The organism is Pseudoalteromonas sp. XMcav11-Q (genome assembly GCF_040104525.1).
Taxonomy (GTDB): Bacteria; Pseudomonadota; Gammaproteobacteria; order Enterobacterales; family Alteromonadaceae; genus Pseudoalteromonas.
The window spans coordinates 254,646-270,033 of record NZ_JBECOX010000001.1 but is presented as its reverse complement, the minus strand read 5'-3'; the positions used below and the strand labels follow the sequence as shown (position 1 = coordinate 270,033).

Below are 15,388 nucleotides of genomic sequence, written 5' to 3'. Positions count from 1 at the left end.
ATTTTGGCATTATAACCAAAAAACCAAGAGACGATGCGTTTGGCTGTCATTTTAGGAATTGATCCGGGGTCAAGATTTACAGGCTATGGTGTGATTGCTCACCAAGGTGCAAAGTTCCAATATTTGGGGAGCGGTTGCATTAAAGTTGGTGAACATGACTTTCCCACTCGATTAAAAATGATCTATCAAGGGATCACACAGCTCATAGAGCAGTTTTCGCCGAGCGACTTTGCGATTGAGCAAGTGTTCGTTGCGCATAATCCAAGCTCAGCCTTAAAACTTGGTCAAGCGCGAGGTGCGGCCATTGTTGCAGCGACCATGCAGTCAGTGGTTGTGAGTGAATATTCGGCAAGGCAAGTTAAACAAGCCGTTGCGGGTACCGGTGGTGCAGACAAAGCCCAAGTACAGGAAATGGTAAAGCGCATATTAAAATTGCCAGGCACACCCCAAGCTGATGCAGCAGATGCGTTGGCGGTGGCGATTTGTCACGCGCACTCAAGGCAAAACTTAATAAAAATGGCAGGCGCAGCGCGTAAAACCGTAAGAGGAAGGTTGAGATAACGATGATAGGAAAATTAAGCGGAACACTGTTAGAAAAGCAGCCACCAGAGATATTAATTGATGTTGCAGGTATAGGTTATGAGGTACAAATGCCAATGACCTGTTTTTATGAATTACCGAGCGTGGGCGAGCCGGTTTCCGTATTTACTCACTTTGTGGTGCGTGAAGATGCGCAGTTACTGTTTGGTTTTAATACCAAGATAGCACGTGCATTGTTTCGCACGTTAATTAAAGCAAACGGAGTCGGTCCAAAGCTCGGACTTGCAATTTTGTCGGGCATGTCGGCAGAGCAATTTGTTAGCTGCGTGAATCATGGCGATGCAACGACTTTGGTTAAGATCCCAGGAGTTGGTAAAAAGACCGCTGAGCGCCTAGTGCTTGAAATGAAAGATAAGCTAAAAGACTTTGGCAATGACTTACTCACACCGTTTAGCGATGCCGCTGTACTTGCGCCGCAAGAGCATCCGACGGTAAGTGATACCCCAGCAGATGAAGCGATTGCAGCCTTAATGGCATTAGGGTATAAACAAGTTCAAGCACAAAAAGCGGTAAAAGCCGTAAACAGAGAAGGCATGACGACCGAGAGTATCATTAAAGACGCTCTTAAATCGATGATGTAACTATGATTGAAGCAGATAGATTAATTGAACCTGAGATCCAAGGTAATGAAGATTTAGTAGATAGGGCGATTAGACCTAAATTACTAAATGATTATACCGGTCAGCCGCATGTCAAAAAGCAAATGGAAATTTTTATAGCGGCGGCACGTTCAAGACAGGAAGCCTTAGATCACTTGCTGATATTTGGTCCGCCGGGTTTAGGTAAAACCACGCTTGCGAACATTGTCGCAAACGAGCTTGAGGTTAATATAAAAACCACCTCGGGACCTGTGCTTGAAAAAGCGGGAGACTTGGCCGCATTGCTCACTAACCTTGAAGAAGGGGATGTGTTATTTATTGATGAGATCCATCGTTTAAGTCCTCAGGTGGAAGAAATTCTCTATCCCGCTATGGAAGACTACCAATTGGACATCATGATTGGTGAAGGCCCTGCAGCACGCTCGATTAAACTGGATTTACCGCCTTTTACTTTGGTTGGCGCAACGACACGTGCCGGCTCATTAACCTCACCATTAAGAGATCGTTTTGGTATTGTGCAGCGCTTGGAGTTTTACTCGGTTGCGGATTTGTCTTCGATTGTAACGCGCTCAGCGCATCATTTAAATCTAGAGATCAGCGAGTCGGGTGCAACTGAAGTGGCGCGTCGAGCGCGCGGTACACCACGAATAGCAAATCGTTTACTACGCAGGGTAAGAGACTTTGCTGAAGTGAAGGGCGATGGCTCTATCACTGAAGAGATTGCACACTTGGCGCTGGATATGGTCGATGTTGATAAATGTGGCTTCGATTATATGGATCGCAAATATCTGCTGGCAATCATAGAAAAGTTTACCGGTGGCCCGGTTGGTCTTGATAACCTTGCTGCGGCGATTGGAGAAGAAAAAGAAACCATCGAAGATGTGATAGAACCATTTTTGATCCAACAAGGCTTTATTCAACGCACGCCAAGAGGACGTATTGTCTCTGATAAAGCCTATATGCATTTTGAGCTAAGCAAGCCAGAATAATCCAAGCTGGGTAACAAACACCTTTGTTCTTCATAGCCGAGTATTCACTCGGCTATTTCATTTCTACATTAGAGTTTTGCAAATCACGTTTGCATAAATCCATAATTTTGTATCAGCTCAATTCAAGCAAGATTCATTACCGCTGAAGTAATTTACCTGTGTGTTATACGTTGCTTAAACTATTTGTAGATTGCCTCGTCCTTTAAACCAAGTGCTAAATAAAAACCGCAAAATAATCGAGTGTTAAAGAAAACGAGGAGAGTAATAAGGGGCGTGCACCAAATTTCAGGCAAAAAAAAGCCCGCAAATAATGCGGGCAAAACAACAAGTTGAAGGAAGTAATCCAGGGAACAAGATGAGTTACTTTGGGTTTTATCCACAAAATGCATCATCTAAGCAATACGAAAAATCAGAATCCTATTGCAAGTAACTGTGCTTTGCTGAAACTTCAGCTGCTCGCTCAGTACAGGGTGTATATTAAAGAGGTTTTGGTTTTTCATCAAACTAGAAAAATTCTTTTTTCAGATAAAAAAAACTAATATCAGAATTTTTATTGAGGCTAAAAAGTGAGCTTAAATGTGGCGATGTATTTGTATAAGTTCATGTAAAATATGGGGTTGTATGTTAAATGCGCAAAATGTAAATATTAGATAATCTGTTGTTAATTGGTAAGACCAATTTGTTTTTTGAGGTTTTATTCTCTATTTGTGCATAAAACTCCTATTTTATGCAGTTTTGGGTCATATTTAGAGACTGTGATGGAGATTGCCGAATTTGCTTAAGTTTGGGTAAAGCAAAGGGAGTTACACTGTTTTGCTCTATTTATCGTCAAATACAATGAATTCGCAGTATTGAGATTGTAAGGTATTTGTAGTGTGGTTAAACTAGCTGAACCTTTTGGTAGTAAATCTAGTCTATTTCTAGATATTGCTCAGTAGAGCGCAAGAATATAAATGGCTACCATTGCCGAAACACTTTTGGGAGTATAATAACGTGGAATCGGGACTAAATTTTGTCGATCTAATTTTAAAAGCCAGTTTTTTGGTACAACTTGTAATGTTGACCCTGGTGGGATTGTCTATTGCTTCTTGGGCAATTATTTTTCAACGTAAAACTGTCATTTCTCAAGCCCAAAGCCAATCAAAGAATTTCGAGCAAAAATTTTGGTCCGGTATGGATCTTAGCAAACTCTATAATGAAATAGCTGCAAGGGCTGGTAGTGCAACAGGGTTAGAAGCGTTATTTGTATCCGGCTTTAAAGAATTTGCAAAGCATAAAAAAGGCAATATCCAATCTCCTTCGATTGTTGTTGAAGGTACTCACCGTTCAATGCGTGTCGCGCTTTCTCGTGAAATTGAAAAGTTAGAATCAAGCCTCTCTTTCTTAGCGACAGTTGGCTCTATCAGTCCTTATATCGGTCTATTTGGTACCGTTTGGGGGATCATGAATGCTTTCATCGCGCTTGGCGAAGTGAAACAAGCGACACTGCAAATGGTTGCACCAGGTATTGCTGAGGCGTTGATTGCAACAGCCATGGGTCTGTTTGCGGCAATTCCAGCGGTTATGGCGTATAACCGATTTGCCAAAAATGTAGAAAAGCTAGAAACTCAGTACATTAACTTTATGGAAGAGTTCGCTAACATTCTTTATCGTCAGGCTGCAACACAAGTAGAGGCAAAACAAAATGTATCAGCGTAAGAGACGTCGTCCCGTCGCGGAGATCAACGTCGTTCCTTATATTGATGTTATGTTGGTGCTGTTAATCATTTTTATGGCAACGGCTCCACTTATCCAACACGGCGTAAAAGTAGACTTACCTCAGATGGAAGAGTCTGAATTGGTTGAAACCAAAGACTCGCCACCGATTATTGCCACCATTGATGCTGAAGGTCGCTATTTTGTTACTGTCGGTACCGATCCTGAAGCACCGATGGATGCCGTAGAAGTAGCTGCGGTGATTAAACTAAAGTTAGAACAAAATCCAGATACTCCTGTGATGATCAAAGGTTCAGGCAGAGTGTCATATCAAGAAGTACTCTATTTAATGGACTTCTTGAAAAAAGCGGGTGTTCCTTCTGTTGGCTTAATGACTAAATCATTTGAGGATGAGTAATGAGTTCATTATCTAGCAGCGTAGTTAAGTCAGTATTGCTTCATGGCGCGATTGGCGGTCTGCTATTTGCTACGGCAAATTTTCAAGTTGAAACACCTACTGTGATGGAAGTCACCTTAAATCCACAGCAGAAAGATCAAAAGCCTGAAAGGGCGGTTTCTGCAGTGTCGGTTGATCAGCAAGCGGTTGAGAAAAAGATTGCTGATTTAAAGAAGCGTGAAGAAGAAAAGCAAGCTGCTGAAGATCGCCGTATTCGCGATCTTGAACAGCGAGCACAGCAAGCTAGAAAAGACCGTGAAGCCGAAGCTCGGCGCATAAAAAAGCTGGAGCAAGAGCGTCAAGCTAAGTTGGAAGAGACTCGCCAAGCTGAGGCGCAAGCTAAACGCGCTCGCGAAATTGAGAAAAAGCAACGTGAACAGGCTGATAAAGCGAGAGCTGAAAAAGCCGCTGCGGAAGAAGCTGCTAAAAAGGCTGCTGCCCAACGCCAAGCTGAGGAAGATCGCTTAAGAAAGGCCGAAGAGGCGAGGAAACGTCGCGAAGCTGAGGAAAAACGAAAAGCGGAAGAAGCGGAGCGTCAACGTCAAAAGGCACTTGAAGAACAAATGCTGCGTGACCAGCTTGCCAAAGAGCAGGCAGCAAGAGCTAAGATCCGTCAACAGCAAGTATTGAGCGAAGTGGATAAGTTTAAAGCGCTTATTATGCAACGCATTCAAGCAAACTTGCTTATTGATGAAACAATGAAAGGTAAACAATGCCGAGTAAACATTCGTCTTGCCTTTAATGGCCTTGTGACGCATGTAGAGTCATTGGGTGGCGATAAGCTTGTATGTGAAGCCGCTATCCGTGCTGTGAAAATGGCAGATACTTTACCTGTTTCTAAAGATAAAGACGTGTTTGAACAGCTTAAGAATATCAATTTAACAATTAAACCAAATTTTTAAAGGACGAACATGCTAAAGAAGTTCACAACCTTATTGCTGGTTTTTACTCTGGGTGTTTCACAGTTTGCGCAAGCCGCACTTGAAATTGTGATAACAGAAGGGGTAGACAGTGCTAGACCCATCGCAATTGTACCATTTAAATATAATGGCACTGGTGAAATGCCGTCGAGTTTAAGTGACGTTATTTCTGCAGACTTGATGCGCAGCGGTAAATTTAAGCCTGTTGCCGAGGCTGACATGCCTCAATTACCAACAACTGACTCGGAAATCGACTACGCTGCATGGGTCGATGCAGGGGTTGAAGCGGTAGTTGTAGGCACCGTGACCCAGCAATCTGCTGGACGTTACTTGGTAAAGTATGAACTGATTGACGTGATCAGAGCACAGCTGACCGGTGGTGAAACTCGCATAATGTCGAATGGTCGCTTAATGCAAAGCGACGATCATGTGCTTGAAGGACGCCAAAGTATTGTTAGCAGTACAGGCTTTAGAAATTACGCGCACCAAATTAGCGACGTAGTATATGAAGCTTTAACAGGTGAGCGAGGCGCATTTAGAACTAAGATTGCCTACATTATCGTGCGTGACGGACAGGATAAGCCATACCAATTAGTTGTTGCCGATTATGATGGTTACAACGAGCAGGTGTTATTGCGCTCAAAAGAGCCGTTAATGTCGCCTGCTTGGTCGCCAGATGCAAACAAACTTGCGTACGTGACTTTTGAAAATCGCCAATCCCAAATTTACATTCAAGATATCTATACAGGAAAGCGTGAACTGATCACTAGCCATCCAGGTATTAATGGTGCGCCACAGTTTTCTCCTGATGGAACTAAATTACTTGCGGTACTCTCTAAGGACTCAGGTGGTGCGACAGAAGTTTATCTAATTGACCTTAAAACTCGTCAAGAAACACGCTTAACTCGACACCGTAGTATAGATACTGAGCCTTCTTGGCACCCAAACGGTCAAGAAATTGTGTATACATCTGAAAGGGGTGGTAATGCTCAGATTTATAAGTTAAATTTAAAAACTGGTAGGTCTAAGCGAGTGACGTTCGACGGCGACATGAACTTAGCAGGTTCGATCACACCAGATGGAAAGCGTCTGATTATGGTTAACCGCACGCTTGGCCGTTACCACATTGCGAAAAAAGAATTAGATTCCGGGCTGTTTCAAGTTCTCACTCGTACGAGATTAGATGAGTCTCCGAGTATTGCACCAAATGGCTCGATGATAATATACAGCACCTTGCACAATAATAAGCAGGTATTGGCATTGGTGTCTATGGATGGTCGTTTTAAGGCAAGGTTACCTGTCTTGGATGGCCAAGTTAAGGCACCAGCCTGGTCGCCGTTTTTACAGTAATTTTGCTGGTTAGATTTATAAAGATATAGGAATATACTCGATGCAACTTAACAAAACTCTAAAAGCCTTAATGGTCGCGTTGCCAGTGATGACACTTGCAGCATGTAGCTCATCTTCAAGTGTTGACGAGGGCGCGGCGAGCGAAAGCAATCAAGCGGCAACCAATCAAGATAATAACACTGTTGACGTAAACACTATTTCTCGTGAGAAATCAGCAGAAGAAAAACTACGAGAGAAATACGAAGCACTACGTCAAGAACAGATCGTATACTTCGATTTCGATAAATCTACTATTCAGAGTAAGTACGCCGAATTACTTCAAGCGCACGCTGATTTCCTAGTGAAAAACCCAAGTGTGAAAGTACTAGTAGAAGGTCACGCAGACGAGCGTGGTACGCCTGAGTACAACATCGCGCTAGGTGAAAGCCGTGGTAAGGCAGTAGCTAAGTACCTTCAAAGCCTTGGTGTTTCTGACAGCCAAATTTCTGTAGTGAGCTACGGTGAAGAGAAACCTTTAGTGAAGTCACGTACAGAAGAAGCATTCGCTAAGAACCGCCGCGCGGTATTGGTGTACTAAGAAAGAGTTATTATGAAGCCGAATACTATTTTGGCAGCATTCTTACTCATGAGCGGGAGCGCCCAAGTTTGGGCTGCTCCCGCTCCTGTTTCAGAAGCTGCAAATTCAAATCAAACACTGGAAGAACGAGTCTCTCAACTTGAGAGTATGATGAGAACTCGCAATTTGCTACAGGCTGAGCTACAGCAACAACTTAATCTGCTGCAAGAAGAAGTAAGCCAAGTACGCGGTGTGACGGAAGAGCAAAGCTATAAGCTTGAAAAAGTGCTACAACGTCAACGTGAGCTGTATCAAGAGATTGAAAATCGCGTTAGCCAAGCTTACGACCAGTCAAAAACAACTGCTGCGGCAACGCCAGATGTTACGCCCGAACAAGCATTTAGCAGTAATCTATCAGAGAATGAAGCGTACGACCGTACTGTAAACATGATAATGAAGGATAAACGCTACGATGCGGCGATCCCTGAGTTTCAAAGTTTCTTGCAGCAGTATCCAAACTCAGTATATGTGCCGAACGCGCATTACTGGTTAGGTCAGCTATTCTTAATAAAATCTGACGATGGTAAAGCTAAGTCTCATTTCGCAACCGTTGTTGATAATTTCCCTGAATCGAATAAACGTCCAGAAGCGATGTTAAAGCTGGGCACTATTATACATAAACAGGGACAAGCAGCAGAAGCGAAGACACTCCTTAATAAATTGATTAAAGAGTATCCAAGTACGACGCCTGCAAAATTGGCAACAGAGCGTTTAGCGAAGATGTAGTTATCACTTTTTGAGCTGAGTGCCTTAAAATTAGGCGCTTAGTCATAAAAAGTGAAAAAAACTAGCTATTTCAGTTGCACTCAAAATTTAAATAAGTATTATAAGCGCCCGCAGCAGGCGATTGGTAACAAAAAACTGCTGCGTTAAGTGGGTCATTAGCTCAGTTGGTAGAGCAGTGGACTTTTAATCCATTGGTCGATGGTTCGAGTCCATCATGACCCACCACTTATAAGCTTTAGAATTCATGTTTGAGCGGGTCATTAGCTCAGTTGGTAGAGCAGTGGACTTTTAATCCATTGGTCGATGGTTCGAGTCCATCATGACCCACCACTTATAAGCTTGCGAATTCGATTTTGAGCGGGTCATTAGCTCAGTTGGTAGAGCAGTGGACTTTTAATCCATTGGTCGATGGTTCAAGTCCATCATGACCCACCACTTATAAGCTTGCGAATTCGATTTTGAGCGGGTCATTAGCTCAGTTGGTAGAGCAGTGGACTTTTAATCCATTGGTCGATGGTTCGAGTCCATCATGACCCACCACTTAATAAGCTTGCGAATTCGATTCTGAGCGGGTCATTAGCTCAGTTGGGTGAAAAAAGACCGAAGCATCGCTTCGCAGCTTTTTGAACGCGAGTCAGGACGACGAGCCGGAACACCTCTTCAGGATGAATTAATGGCACTTTTAATGCTTGAGCGGGTCATTAGCTCAGTTGGTAGAGCAGTGGACTTTTAATCCATTGGTCGATGGTTCAAGTCCATCATGACCCACCACTTTACAAGCTTTATAATTCATATTTGAGCGGGTCATTAGCTCAGTTGGTAGAGCAGTGGACTTTTAATCCATTGGTCGATGGTTCGAGTCCATCATGACCCACCATTTTACAAGCATACGAATTCAATCTTGAGCGGGTCATTAGCTCAGTTGGGTGAAAAAAGACCGAAGCATCGCTTCGCAGCTTTTTGAACGCGAGTCAGGACGGCGAGCCGGAACACCTCTTCAGGATGAATTAATAGCACTTTTAATGCTTGAGCGGGTCATTAGCTCAGTTGGTAGAGCAGTGGACTTTTAATCCATTGGTCGATGGTTCAAGTCCATCATGACCCACCACTTTACAAGCATACTAATTCAGTTTTGAGCAAGTCATTAGCTCAGTTGGGTGAAAAAAGACCGGAGCATCGCTTCGCAGCTTTTTGAACGCGAGTCAGGACGACGAGCCAGAACACCTCTTCAGGATGAATTAATGGCACTTTTAATGCTTGAGCGGGTCATTAGCTCAGTTGGTAGAGCAGTGGACTTTTAATCCATTGGTCGATGGTTCGAGTCCATCATGACCCACCATCCTCTTATTCTTCATATATTATTCAAAATACTTTCTTAAACTCGCCATTTAGAGCTAAACAATCGCTAGGATTACCCCTGTATTTTTCGTATAATTCCACCTAATTATGCAATGTGGACTAGTGGTCGAGAAATGAGTCTAGCTGAACGTATTATGCCGGAAGATTATATCTTCCCTCCAAAACCTGCCCCTCTTACCGTTGAAGAAAAAGCAGAGTATAAAGCGCGTATCAAAGCGCTATTAGTTGAAAAGAATGCGGTACTGGTTGCCCACTATTATACTGATCCTGAGATCCAAGCACTTGCTGAAGAAACTGGCGGCTGTGTTGCTGATTCATTAGAAATGGCACGCTTTGGCGCTAAGCAAGAAGACAAAGACATGATCATCGTAGCCGGCGTGCGCTTTATGGGCGAAACGGCAAAAATATTGACACCGCACAAAACCGTTGTGATGCCAACACTCGAAGCAACTTGCTCGTTGGATGTAGGTTGCCCTATCGACGAGTTTTCTGCGTTTTGTGATCAATACCCAGACAGAAAAGTGGTGGTATACGCCAATACTTCAACTGCGGTAAAAGCAAGAGCGGATTGGATTGTCACCTCTTCTTGCGCGCTTGAGATTGTTGAGCACCTTGATGAGCAAGGTGAAAAAATTATCTGGGGTCCGGATAAGCACTTGGGTTCTTATATTCAAAAGAAAACAGGCGCCGATATGATCATGTGGAACGGTGCGTGTATCGTTCATGATGAATTTAAAACCAAAGCCCTTAAAGACATGAAGCAGCTACATCCTGACGCTGCGGTACTGGTTCACCCTGAGTCTCCTGCGGAAATCGTAGACTTAGCAGATGCAGTAGGCTCAACGAGTCAGTTAATTAAAGCTGCGCAAGAAATGGATAATCAGAAGTTTATCGTTGCCACCGATCGCGGTATTTTCTACAAAATGCAGCAACTTTGCCCTGAGAAAGAGTTCTTCGAAGCACCAACCGCTGGTGAAGGCGCTACATGCCGTAGCTGTGCCCATTGCCCTTGGATGGCAATGAACGGCCTACAGGCAATTGAAGAAGCGCTTATCAGCCCACAAGGCAAAGAAGTCTTCGTTGATATGGAATTGCGTGAAGGCGCACTACGTTCGCTAAATCGTATGCTAGATTTTTCTGCATCCTTGCAGAAATAGTAGGATTAATAGACAAATAGATCCTAAAAGCAAAAAACTGCTTGATAAAGTGCGAGGCTTTTCATAGTATTAGCCCCGCAATTCAGTGCGGAGAGATGGCTGAGTGGCTTAAGGCGCACGACTGGAACTCGTGTATACGTTTATAGCGTATCGAGGGTTCGACTCCCTCTCTCTCCGCCATTTTTTCTTTATTCAAATCAATTACCTACTAAAATCCGTTTGTACTTTTGGGGACATTTTGGGGTTATGAAAACCCTAAACTTCGTTTTTATTTCCTAAATACAGCGCATCTTCGAAAGCCATTCTGGCTTACGTCATTTTTATTTAAAATATCTTTGCTTGTGCATTTAGCCTTAGATTATCGGTTGGAGTTGCAGACAGCACAGCCATCCGAATTTGAGGTGGGTATCTATGATTTATTTTAACTTAAATGTCTCAGCGATAGATATTAAGTCAAACGAACATAAGGTGGAGATAACTTCGCTATCTTATTTACAAAAATACGAAATGCCCGCTTTAAGTTTAAGTAATTACTTTTCTATAAGCCATTCGAACCAGAGTGATTTCTGAGTATCGGGGTCGGTTTGTAGGTGGAATAGGGTATCAAATTGAGCGGGCTTGAACTCAATAGGCGGTGCGAGCACTTGAGTATTTTGCGTTAAGGTTACGCCATTTTTCCGTCCTTTTTCGGTTACCTCACAGACCCCGTTTTTGCATGTCACATCCGGTTCTGGGAGGGAAATACTTTCTTCAGATTGGGTCATGACATAGCGCTCGTTGATGCTACTTGCCTCGGTGAACGTTTTAAATTCCGTTGCTGAGTCACTGGTCGCAATACCGGCTGTTACTTCTGCTATATGTGCCAGAAACTGGTAGCTGCCTTGGTGAGAGAGTGCGCCAAGGCCTGGGTCTGTGATAAAAGATACAAAGCCCGCGTCCAGAGCACTGGAAGATAGTGCACCATTATTCATCAGGCGATCTATAGAGGCTTGATCTCTTTGCGTAAATCCGACAGTGAGCTTTTGGCCTTCGGTATTAAAATGCCCCTCGTTGAAATTACTGAGTAATTTGCCGTCATCATGTCGTCGGTAGTTTCCTATGTCACTAGCAAGTTTTTGAATATACTCGAAATCTATGCCACTTTTTTCTGCATATTCATACATATCAGCCAGCATAAATCTGTCTTTATGAGTCAAGAAGTCATAGTTGCTGCGTTCTAAGTTATGTGAAGACATCCCTTCAGCGCCATTGTGCACTTTAGGTTCATTGCCAGCAAACAGATCTGTAACCATTAGGCTATAGTAATGCTCAGCTTGATTGCTCATTGTATGCGCTGATAAGTTCATGTCTTGGAGCGCTGACTCGAAGTGTGACTGTGCTTGCGAAAGATAATCATCAGGGAGCATAGCTTTACCGAGTTCTGAGAATGTCTGGCTATGTGTGTATAGCGCAGCTTCAAATGATGTCATTGCATTATCATCATTGAGGGCGTTCCGCTTCAGCTCAGACAACGCTCGTTGATCAAGTGCATGCCACTTTTCGTAAGCAGCAGTCTTCTCTGCTTTTGAAAAGGTATTACTGGGATCCATGGCGATAGTCTCCAGTTGAGGTTTTGACAGTTGCTCAAACTCCCACTTAGCCGAATTAATCTCTTCTTGATTGCTTTGCGCTTGCCACGTTAAAACGTTGTTATCCTGTGGAAATGATTGCTGATTTAAACGAGCTGCGTCAATCGCCTGTTGTGCTTCTTTTAGTTTCACAGCCAATGAAGAAACAGACACCTGTGTATTGCGTGCATTGTTCTGGTTGGTATCCGTATTCGAACGATATGAGGTAGCAGGCGAAGCTTTGGTTTTAGCATGCCATTGGGTATTTGATATATCCATATTGTCTGTCCCTGTGCTTACTTAACCCTTTCTTATATGAAGGGTTAAGTCAGCATTCGTTAGTAAAATAGTAGAAAGAAACATTTTTCTCTCTGTTTGGTTTTATATAGTTGAGACTACTTGATGCATTTACATGATGTATTATTGGTGCTAAAACATCCGCTCTTAGTCATAAGATATAGTCAAACCCCCTGAAGCATTAGGAGAAATTTCTGCGTTCCTATTAGGATTTTACTATAAGCTCGATAGTAGCATAATTAAGCTGCTCCGGAAGTTGACTCTGAAAGTCAAAAAAGCAGCGACACTCATCATAATTTAGACCTTAGAAAGTGCTAAATTACATAATAACTCACCTCCAACATAGAGAAAGAGATGGAACTCAACAAAATATCAAATAAGGAATTGAAGTTGGCTCTTAAGGCCAGTGCGGCATTAGATATTGAAATCATCTGATGATGAGTATTTGCGCTGTTTTACTTATACCGAAAATTGGGCCTCTGGTATTGATATCGCGACTTACGAAAATGGGGGCGGCGACAATATTGTTGTTGTGATTAAAGACGAGTCGATCCTTATCAAGGGGTTCGATCATGAGTCGGAAGTTAGCCCTCATGCTCAAGAAGAGTACGGTGTACGGCTTGGGATGTACGAGGGAGCGCCGACAGAGCTGTTGGAAGTACTGAATGACGAGGCTTTCGAAATAGAAGAGGTCACGTTTTGCATTTGGCGACTTGATAATGAAGCGACTAGGTCTCGGGGAGCTGTAGAGTTTAATAATGATGAAGATGACGGTTCGAGCTGGCTTCTGTCAGCTATTACTATCACTCCAAGCGCCTTTATTGAATATGTCGAAAACTATCATGACGGTGATTTCAACCAGCTAACGCGAGAGAAAATACATGACGTATTTGTGGCGAAAATGTAGAGTATGTCAACTAAGCTGCTGAAGGCTTTTCTCCGGCAGCAAATTCTCAAAAAATGTGATGTTAGTGGATAAGGAAAGTTTAATGAGGCGAGTTAAAGTCTATTACCAACATCCTGACGGCAGCACTGAGCTGATCAATTATGAAAAAGAACTACGTTCTTATCGTGAAGCTTGGGATGTTATTGATCATTACCCTTGGGACAAAGAATTGGAATTGTTTGAGGCACTTGGGGAAGGTGGCGGGTTCTTTTTTATACTTGGCGATGAAGGCGGTAAATGCGCCTCTTACCAATTGACACCAATAGAAAATAACAGCGGATTACTGACTTTGGATGTTGTGTCTAAGCCAGCTACTTTTGGACTATTTGGTGGTAAATCTGTTTCCGTCGATTTTGAGCTTGTCTCAATTCCAGAGGCTAAAAATCATATAAAAGCGCTATTTGAATGCTCAATTGACTCTTTCTATGAAAAGTATCGAAAGTAAATAAAATGGTTGTGTGAAAACATCCGGAAGAGGACGAATTGCAGTTTTACTTATTTTGAATCTGTTCCAACGATATAATTTGCAGTATAAAATAGACTACTGTGGGAAGTATCAACGGGAAATAAAAGGACATATCAATGAATAGACTTGGCATACTATCTGGTTTGCTACTTTGTTGTAGCTATTCAATCGCTCAGCCCCAGCCGCAAGCAATCACAATTTACAATAACCCTTCTCAAGGTGTCCTCACTGAGAGTCGTGTATTTTCCTATCTGCAAAGCCAATTAACTCAGTTTGAGATTACACAGTCTGATGCCAGTGTTGATCGTGCGCTTAAAAATATTGCAGGTGGTGAAGGGGAGTGTGTTAGAAACTTAGTTGTGAATAAAGCGCGCAGTAAAACATTACTATTTTCTGAGCCGACCACTTACTTTTTAGGGCTACAAGTTTTTGCTGCACCTTCCGCGCAATTGTCGTCTGCACAAACCGAGCAAAACCTAGAAGCATTGTTAACGAGTCATCCCAAATGGTTGTTGGGCGTAGAAAAAGAGCGCTCATATGGTGATATTGCCGATGCCATGATACAGCAGACACCAGCAGATCAGCTCTACGTGAAAGAAGGCAGCGAAAACGAAGCACAAATGTATTCTATGTTGATGAGCAAGCGCTTTGAGTTGCTGCTTGAGTATCCCTCGGTTATTGCATACCACGCGAAAGACGCATCAGAAAAACCCGTACCAATTGCGGTTAGTGGTTTTGCTCCATTTATTACTGGGCATATCGCTTGTCGGGATACACCCGTTACACGCGGGTTTTTAGAAGCGGTTAATTCTGTATTGGCGGGCTTGACGGTGGACGAGCGCTTTATTAACTGGCATCTCGAATTCATAGACAAGAGTTTACACGATACGTTTAAACGGCAGTTTAGCCAAGCTCAAAGCTCTCGGCTTTAAATAGAGACCTCCAATAACCTATCCGCCAGTGCATTTAGGTGTGAGCTGTCGCACTGAGTCGCTGCATAAGTTCGGATACCATATACAGACATAATGAAAAAACGCGCTCTCTTTGTGGCTTCATCTTCACTTAATGCTTCACTATCGGGCCAAACCATTAAAAATTGTTGCCTGATCAGTGATTCAAATTGGTGCAAGTTAGCGCTGAGTGCCGTTTGAATTTCCGCATCCTGCTCGCCAATTTCATTAAGCGTTTTGGTGAGCAAACACACTTTCTTTGACTCGTCGCCCAAACACTCACCGACGAGATCTTGTAAGAATCGCTCAAGTGCGCAGCGAAGGCTGGTGCTGTTTTCGAACAGCTGTTGATAATGCACTCGTCGGTCTGCTTGATATTGATCTATAGCGGCTAATAGCAAACCTTTTTTATTTTTGAACGCACAGTAGATAGAACCAGGATGGAGTCCGGTTACTTCGGTCAGTTTGGGCATACTGGTTTTATTGTAGCCATAAGTCATAAATGCTTGCATGGCATTTCTCAGTACGGTTTCTCTATCAAACTCTGCTGTTCTCATCGATTTCCTAGGTGCACCAAGTGGGTTTAAACGTCGTCATTATACCAATACTTCACCCCTATTTTTGATAACAATGAAAAAAATGTAAAGGTTTAAC

At 43.0% G+C, this 15,388-nt stretch carries 15 protein-coding genes and 9 tRNA genes; 22 read left to right on the top strand and 2 right to left on the bottom strand.

All coding sequences use genetic code 11. The features are described 5' to 3' along the window. The first annotated feature begins 39 nt into the window (after nt 1-39). The 19 genes from ruvC (at nt 40) to ABMY45_RS01190 (ending at nt 10,648) form a co-directional block, all read left to right on the top strand. Nucleotides 40-561: a crossover junction endodeoxyribonuclease RuvC gene (ruvC, locus tag ABMY45_RS01280; RefSeq protein WP_010605128.1), complete on the top strand. Its 522-nt coding sequence runs from the start codon at nt 40-42 to the stop codon at nt 559-561. Nucleotides 562-563: 2 nt separating this feature from the next. Beyond that, nucleotides 564-1,181, top strand: coding sequence for a Holliday junction branch migration protein RuvA (gene ruvA, locus ABMY45_RS01275; RefSeq protein WP_010605127.1), 618 nt, complete (start codon nt 564-566; stop codon nt 1,179-1,181). Nucleotides 1,182-1,183: 2 nt separating this feature from the next. Then, a complete protein-coding gene (ruvB, locus tag ABMY45_RS01270; protein WP_010605126.1) occupies nt 1,184-2,188 on the top strand; it encodes a Holliday junction branch migration DNA helicase RuvB in 1,005 nt (334 codons plus the stop codon). Nucleotides 2,189-3,181: 993 nt separating this feature from the next. Then, a complete protein-coding gene (tolQ, locus tag ABMY45_RS01265; RefSeq protein ID WP_010605125.1) occupies nt 3,182-3,886 on the top strand; it encodes a protein TolQ in 705 nt (234 codons plus the stop codon). Next, nucleotides 3,873-4,301: a protein TolR gene (gene tolR / locus ABMY45_RS01260; protein WP_010377593.1), complete on the top strand. Its 429-nt coding sequence runs from the start codon at nt 3,873-3,875 to the stop codon at nt 4,299-4,301. The genes tolQ and tolR overlap by 14 nt, the downstream gene beginning before the upstream one ends. Then, nucleotides 4,301-5,242 carry a cell envelope integrity protein TolA gene (gene tolA / locus ABMY45_RS01255; RefSeq protein WP_010605124.1) on the top strand — a complete coding sequence of 314 codons (942 nt, stop codon included), beginning with the start codon at nt 4,301-4,303 and terminating at the stop codon, nt 5,240-5,242. Before tolR ends, tolA begins: the two co-directional genes overlap by 1 nt. A gap of 9 nt (nt 5,243-5,251) precedes the next feature. Further along, nucleotides 5,252-6,610, top strand: a complete 1,359-nt coding sequence (gene tolB / locus ABMY45_RS01250) for a Tol-Pal system beta propeller repeat protein TolB (protein ID WP_010605123.1) — start codon at nt 5,252-5,254, stop codon at nt 6,608-6,610. A gap of 40 nt (nt 6,611-6,650) precedes the next feature. Beyond that, nucleotides 6,651-7,187, top strand: coding sequence for a peptidoglycan-associated lipoprotein Pal (pal, locus tag ABMY45_RS01245; RefSeq protein ID WP_010605122.1), 537 nt, complete (start codon nt 6,651-6,653; stop codon nt 7,185-7,187). A 12-nt stretch (nt 7,188-7,199) separates the two neighbouring features. Further along, nucleotides 7,200-7,952, top strand: a complete 753-nt coding sequence (gene ybgF / locus ABMY45_RS01240) for a tol-pal system protein YbgF (protein ID WP_174170098.1) — start codon at nt 7,200-7,202, stop codon at nt 7,950-7,952. Between the two features lie 149 nt (nt 7,953-8,101). Continuing rightward, nucleotides 8,102-8,177: transfer RNA gene (locus ABMY45_RS01235), tRNA-Lys, on the top strand. A 29-nt stretch (nt 8,178-8,206) separates the two neighbouring features. After that, a tRNA-Lys gene (locus tag ABMY45_RS01230) sits at nt 8,207-8,282 on the top strand. 29 nt (nt 8,283-8,311) lie between these two features. Then, a tRNA-Lys gene (locus ABMY45_RS01225) sits at nt 8,312-8,387 on the top strand. A 29-nt stretch (nt 8,388-8,416) separates the two neighbouring features. Further along, nucleotides 8,417-8,492, top strand: a tRNA-Lys gene (locus ABMY45_RS01220). Between the two features lie 155 nt (nt 8,493-8,647). Beyond that, a tRNA-Lys gene (locus ABMY45_RS01215) sits at nt 8,648-8,723 on the top strand. Between the two features lie 30 nt (nt 8,724-8,753). Next, nucleotides 8,754-8,829: transfer RNA gene (locus ABMY45_RS01210), tRNA-Lys, on the top strand. A gap of 155 nt (nt 8,830-8,984) precedes the next feature. Next, nucleotides 8,985-9,060, top strand: a tRNA-Lys gene (locus tag ABMY45_RS01205). Between the two features lie 155 nt (nt 9,061-9,215). Then, a tRNA-Lys gene (locus ABMY45_RS01200) sits at nt 9,216-9,291 on the top strand. Nucleotides 9,292-9,424: 133 nt separating this feature from the next. Next, nucleotides 9,425-10,468, top strand: a complete 1,044-nt coding sequence (gene nadA / locus ABMY45_RS01195; protein ID WP_010605119.1) for a quinolinate synthase NadA — start codon at nt 9,425-9,427, stop codon at nt 10,466-10,468. Nucleotides 10,469-10,557: 89 nt separating this feature from the next. Continuing rightward, nucleotides 10,558-10,648 (top strand) — tRNA-Ser (locus ABMY45_RS01190). Nucleotides 10,649-10,998: 350 nt separating this feature from the next. On the opposite strand, the gene ABMY45_RS01185 is transcribed toward ABMY45_RS01190, so the two are convergent. After that, on the bottom strand, nt 10,999-12,354 hold the full coding sequence (locus tag ABMY45_RS01185) for a hypothetical protein (RefSeq protein ID WP_174168658.1): 1,356 nt from the start codon (nt 12,352-12,354) through the stop codon (nt 10,999-11,001). 439 nt (nt 12,355-12,793) lie between these two features. Between ABMY45_RS01185 and ABMY45_RS01180 the strand changes: the two genes are divergently transcribed. From ABMY45_RS01180 to ABMY45_RS01170, 3 genes are all read left to right on the top strand, one after another. After that, nucleotides 12,794-13,279, top strand: a complete 486-nt coding sequence (locus ABMY45_RS01180; RefSeq protein ID WP_174168660.1) for a hypothetical protein — start codon at nt 12,794-12,796, stop codon at nt 13,277-13,279. A gap of 82 nt (nt 13,280-13,361) precedes the next feature. Further along, entirely contained in the window at nt 13,362-13,763 is a 402-nt protein-coding gene (locus tag ABMY45_RS01175) for a hypothetical protein (protein ID WP_349288299.1), read from the top strand. A 137-nt stretch (nt 13,764-13,900) separates the two neighbouring features. Further along, the gene (locus tag ABMY45_RS01170) at nt 13,901-14,716 is read left to right on the top strand and encodes a hypothetical protein (protein WP_349288298.1); all 816 of its coding nucleotides are present in this window, start codon (nt 13,901-13,903) and stop codon (nt 14,714-14,716) included. On the opposite strand, the gene ABMY45_RS01165 is transcribed toward ABMY45_RS01170, so the two are convergent. Beyond that, entirely contained in the window at nt 14,713-15,291 is a 579-nt protein-coding gene (locus tag ABMY45_RS01165) for a TetR/AcrR family transcriptional regulator (RefSeq protein WP_010605113.1), read from the bottom strand. The two genes, ABMY45_RS01170 and ABMY45_RS01165, sit on opposite strands and share 4 nt — an antisense overlap. Nucleotides 15,292-15,388 lie beyond the last annotated feature (97 nt).

Coding starts and splice junctions, on each gene's coding strand:
- pal (WP_010605122.1), top strand. CDS start 6,651: ATGCAACTTAACAAAACTCTAAAAGCCTTAATGGTCGCGTTGCCAGTG.
- ABMY45_RS01185 (WP_174168658.1), bottom strand. CDS start 12,354: ATGGATATATCAAATACCCAATGGCATGCTAAAACCAAAGCTTCGCCT.
- ABMY45_RS01165 (WP_010605113.1), bottom strand. CDS start 15,291: ATGAGAACAGCAGAGTTTGATAGAGAAACCGTACTGAGAAATGCCATG.
- ABMY45_RS01170 (WP_349288298.1), top strand. CDS start 13,901: ATGAATAGACTTGGCATACTATCTGGTTTGCTACTTTGTTGTAGCTAT.
- nadA (WP_010605119.1), top strand. CDS start 9,425: ATGAGTCTAGCTGAACGTATTATGCCGGAAGATTATATCTTCCCTCCA.
- tolB (WP_010605123.1), top strand. CDS start 5,252: ATGCTAAAGAAGTTCACAACCTTATTGCTGGTTTTTACTCTGGGTGTT.
- ybgF (WP_174170098.1), top strand. CDS start 7,200: ATGAAGCCGAATACTATTTTGGCAGCATTCTTACTCATGAGCGGGAGC.
- ruvA (WP_010605127.1), top strand. CDS start 564: ATGATAGGAAAATTAAGCGGAACACTGTTAGAAAAGCAGCCACCAGAG.
- tolR (WP_010377593.1), top strand. CDS start 3,873: ATGTATCAGCGTAAGAGACGTCGTCCCGTCGCGGAGATCAACGTCGTT.
- tolA (WP_010605124.1), top strand. CDS start 4,301: ATGAGTTCATTATCTAGCAGCGTAGTTAAGTCAGTATTGCTTCATGGC.
- ruvB (WP_010605126.1), top strand. CDS start 1,184: ATGATTGAAGCAGATAGATTAATTGAACCTGAGATCCAAGGTAATGAA.
- ABMY45_RS01175 (WP_349288299.1), top strand. CDS start 13,362: ATGAGGCGAGTTAAAGTCTATTACCAACATCCTGACGGCAGCACTGAG.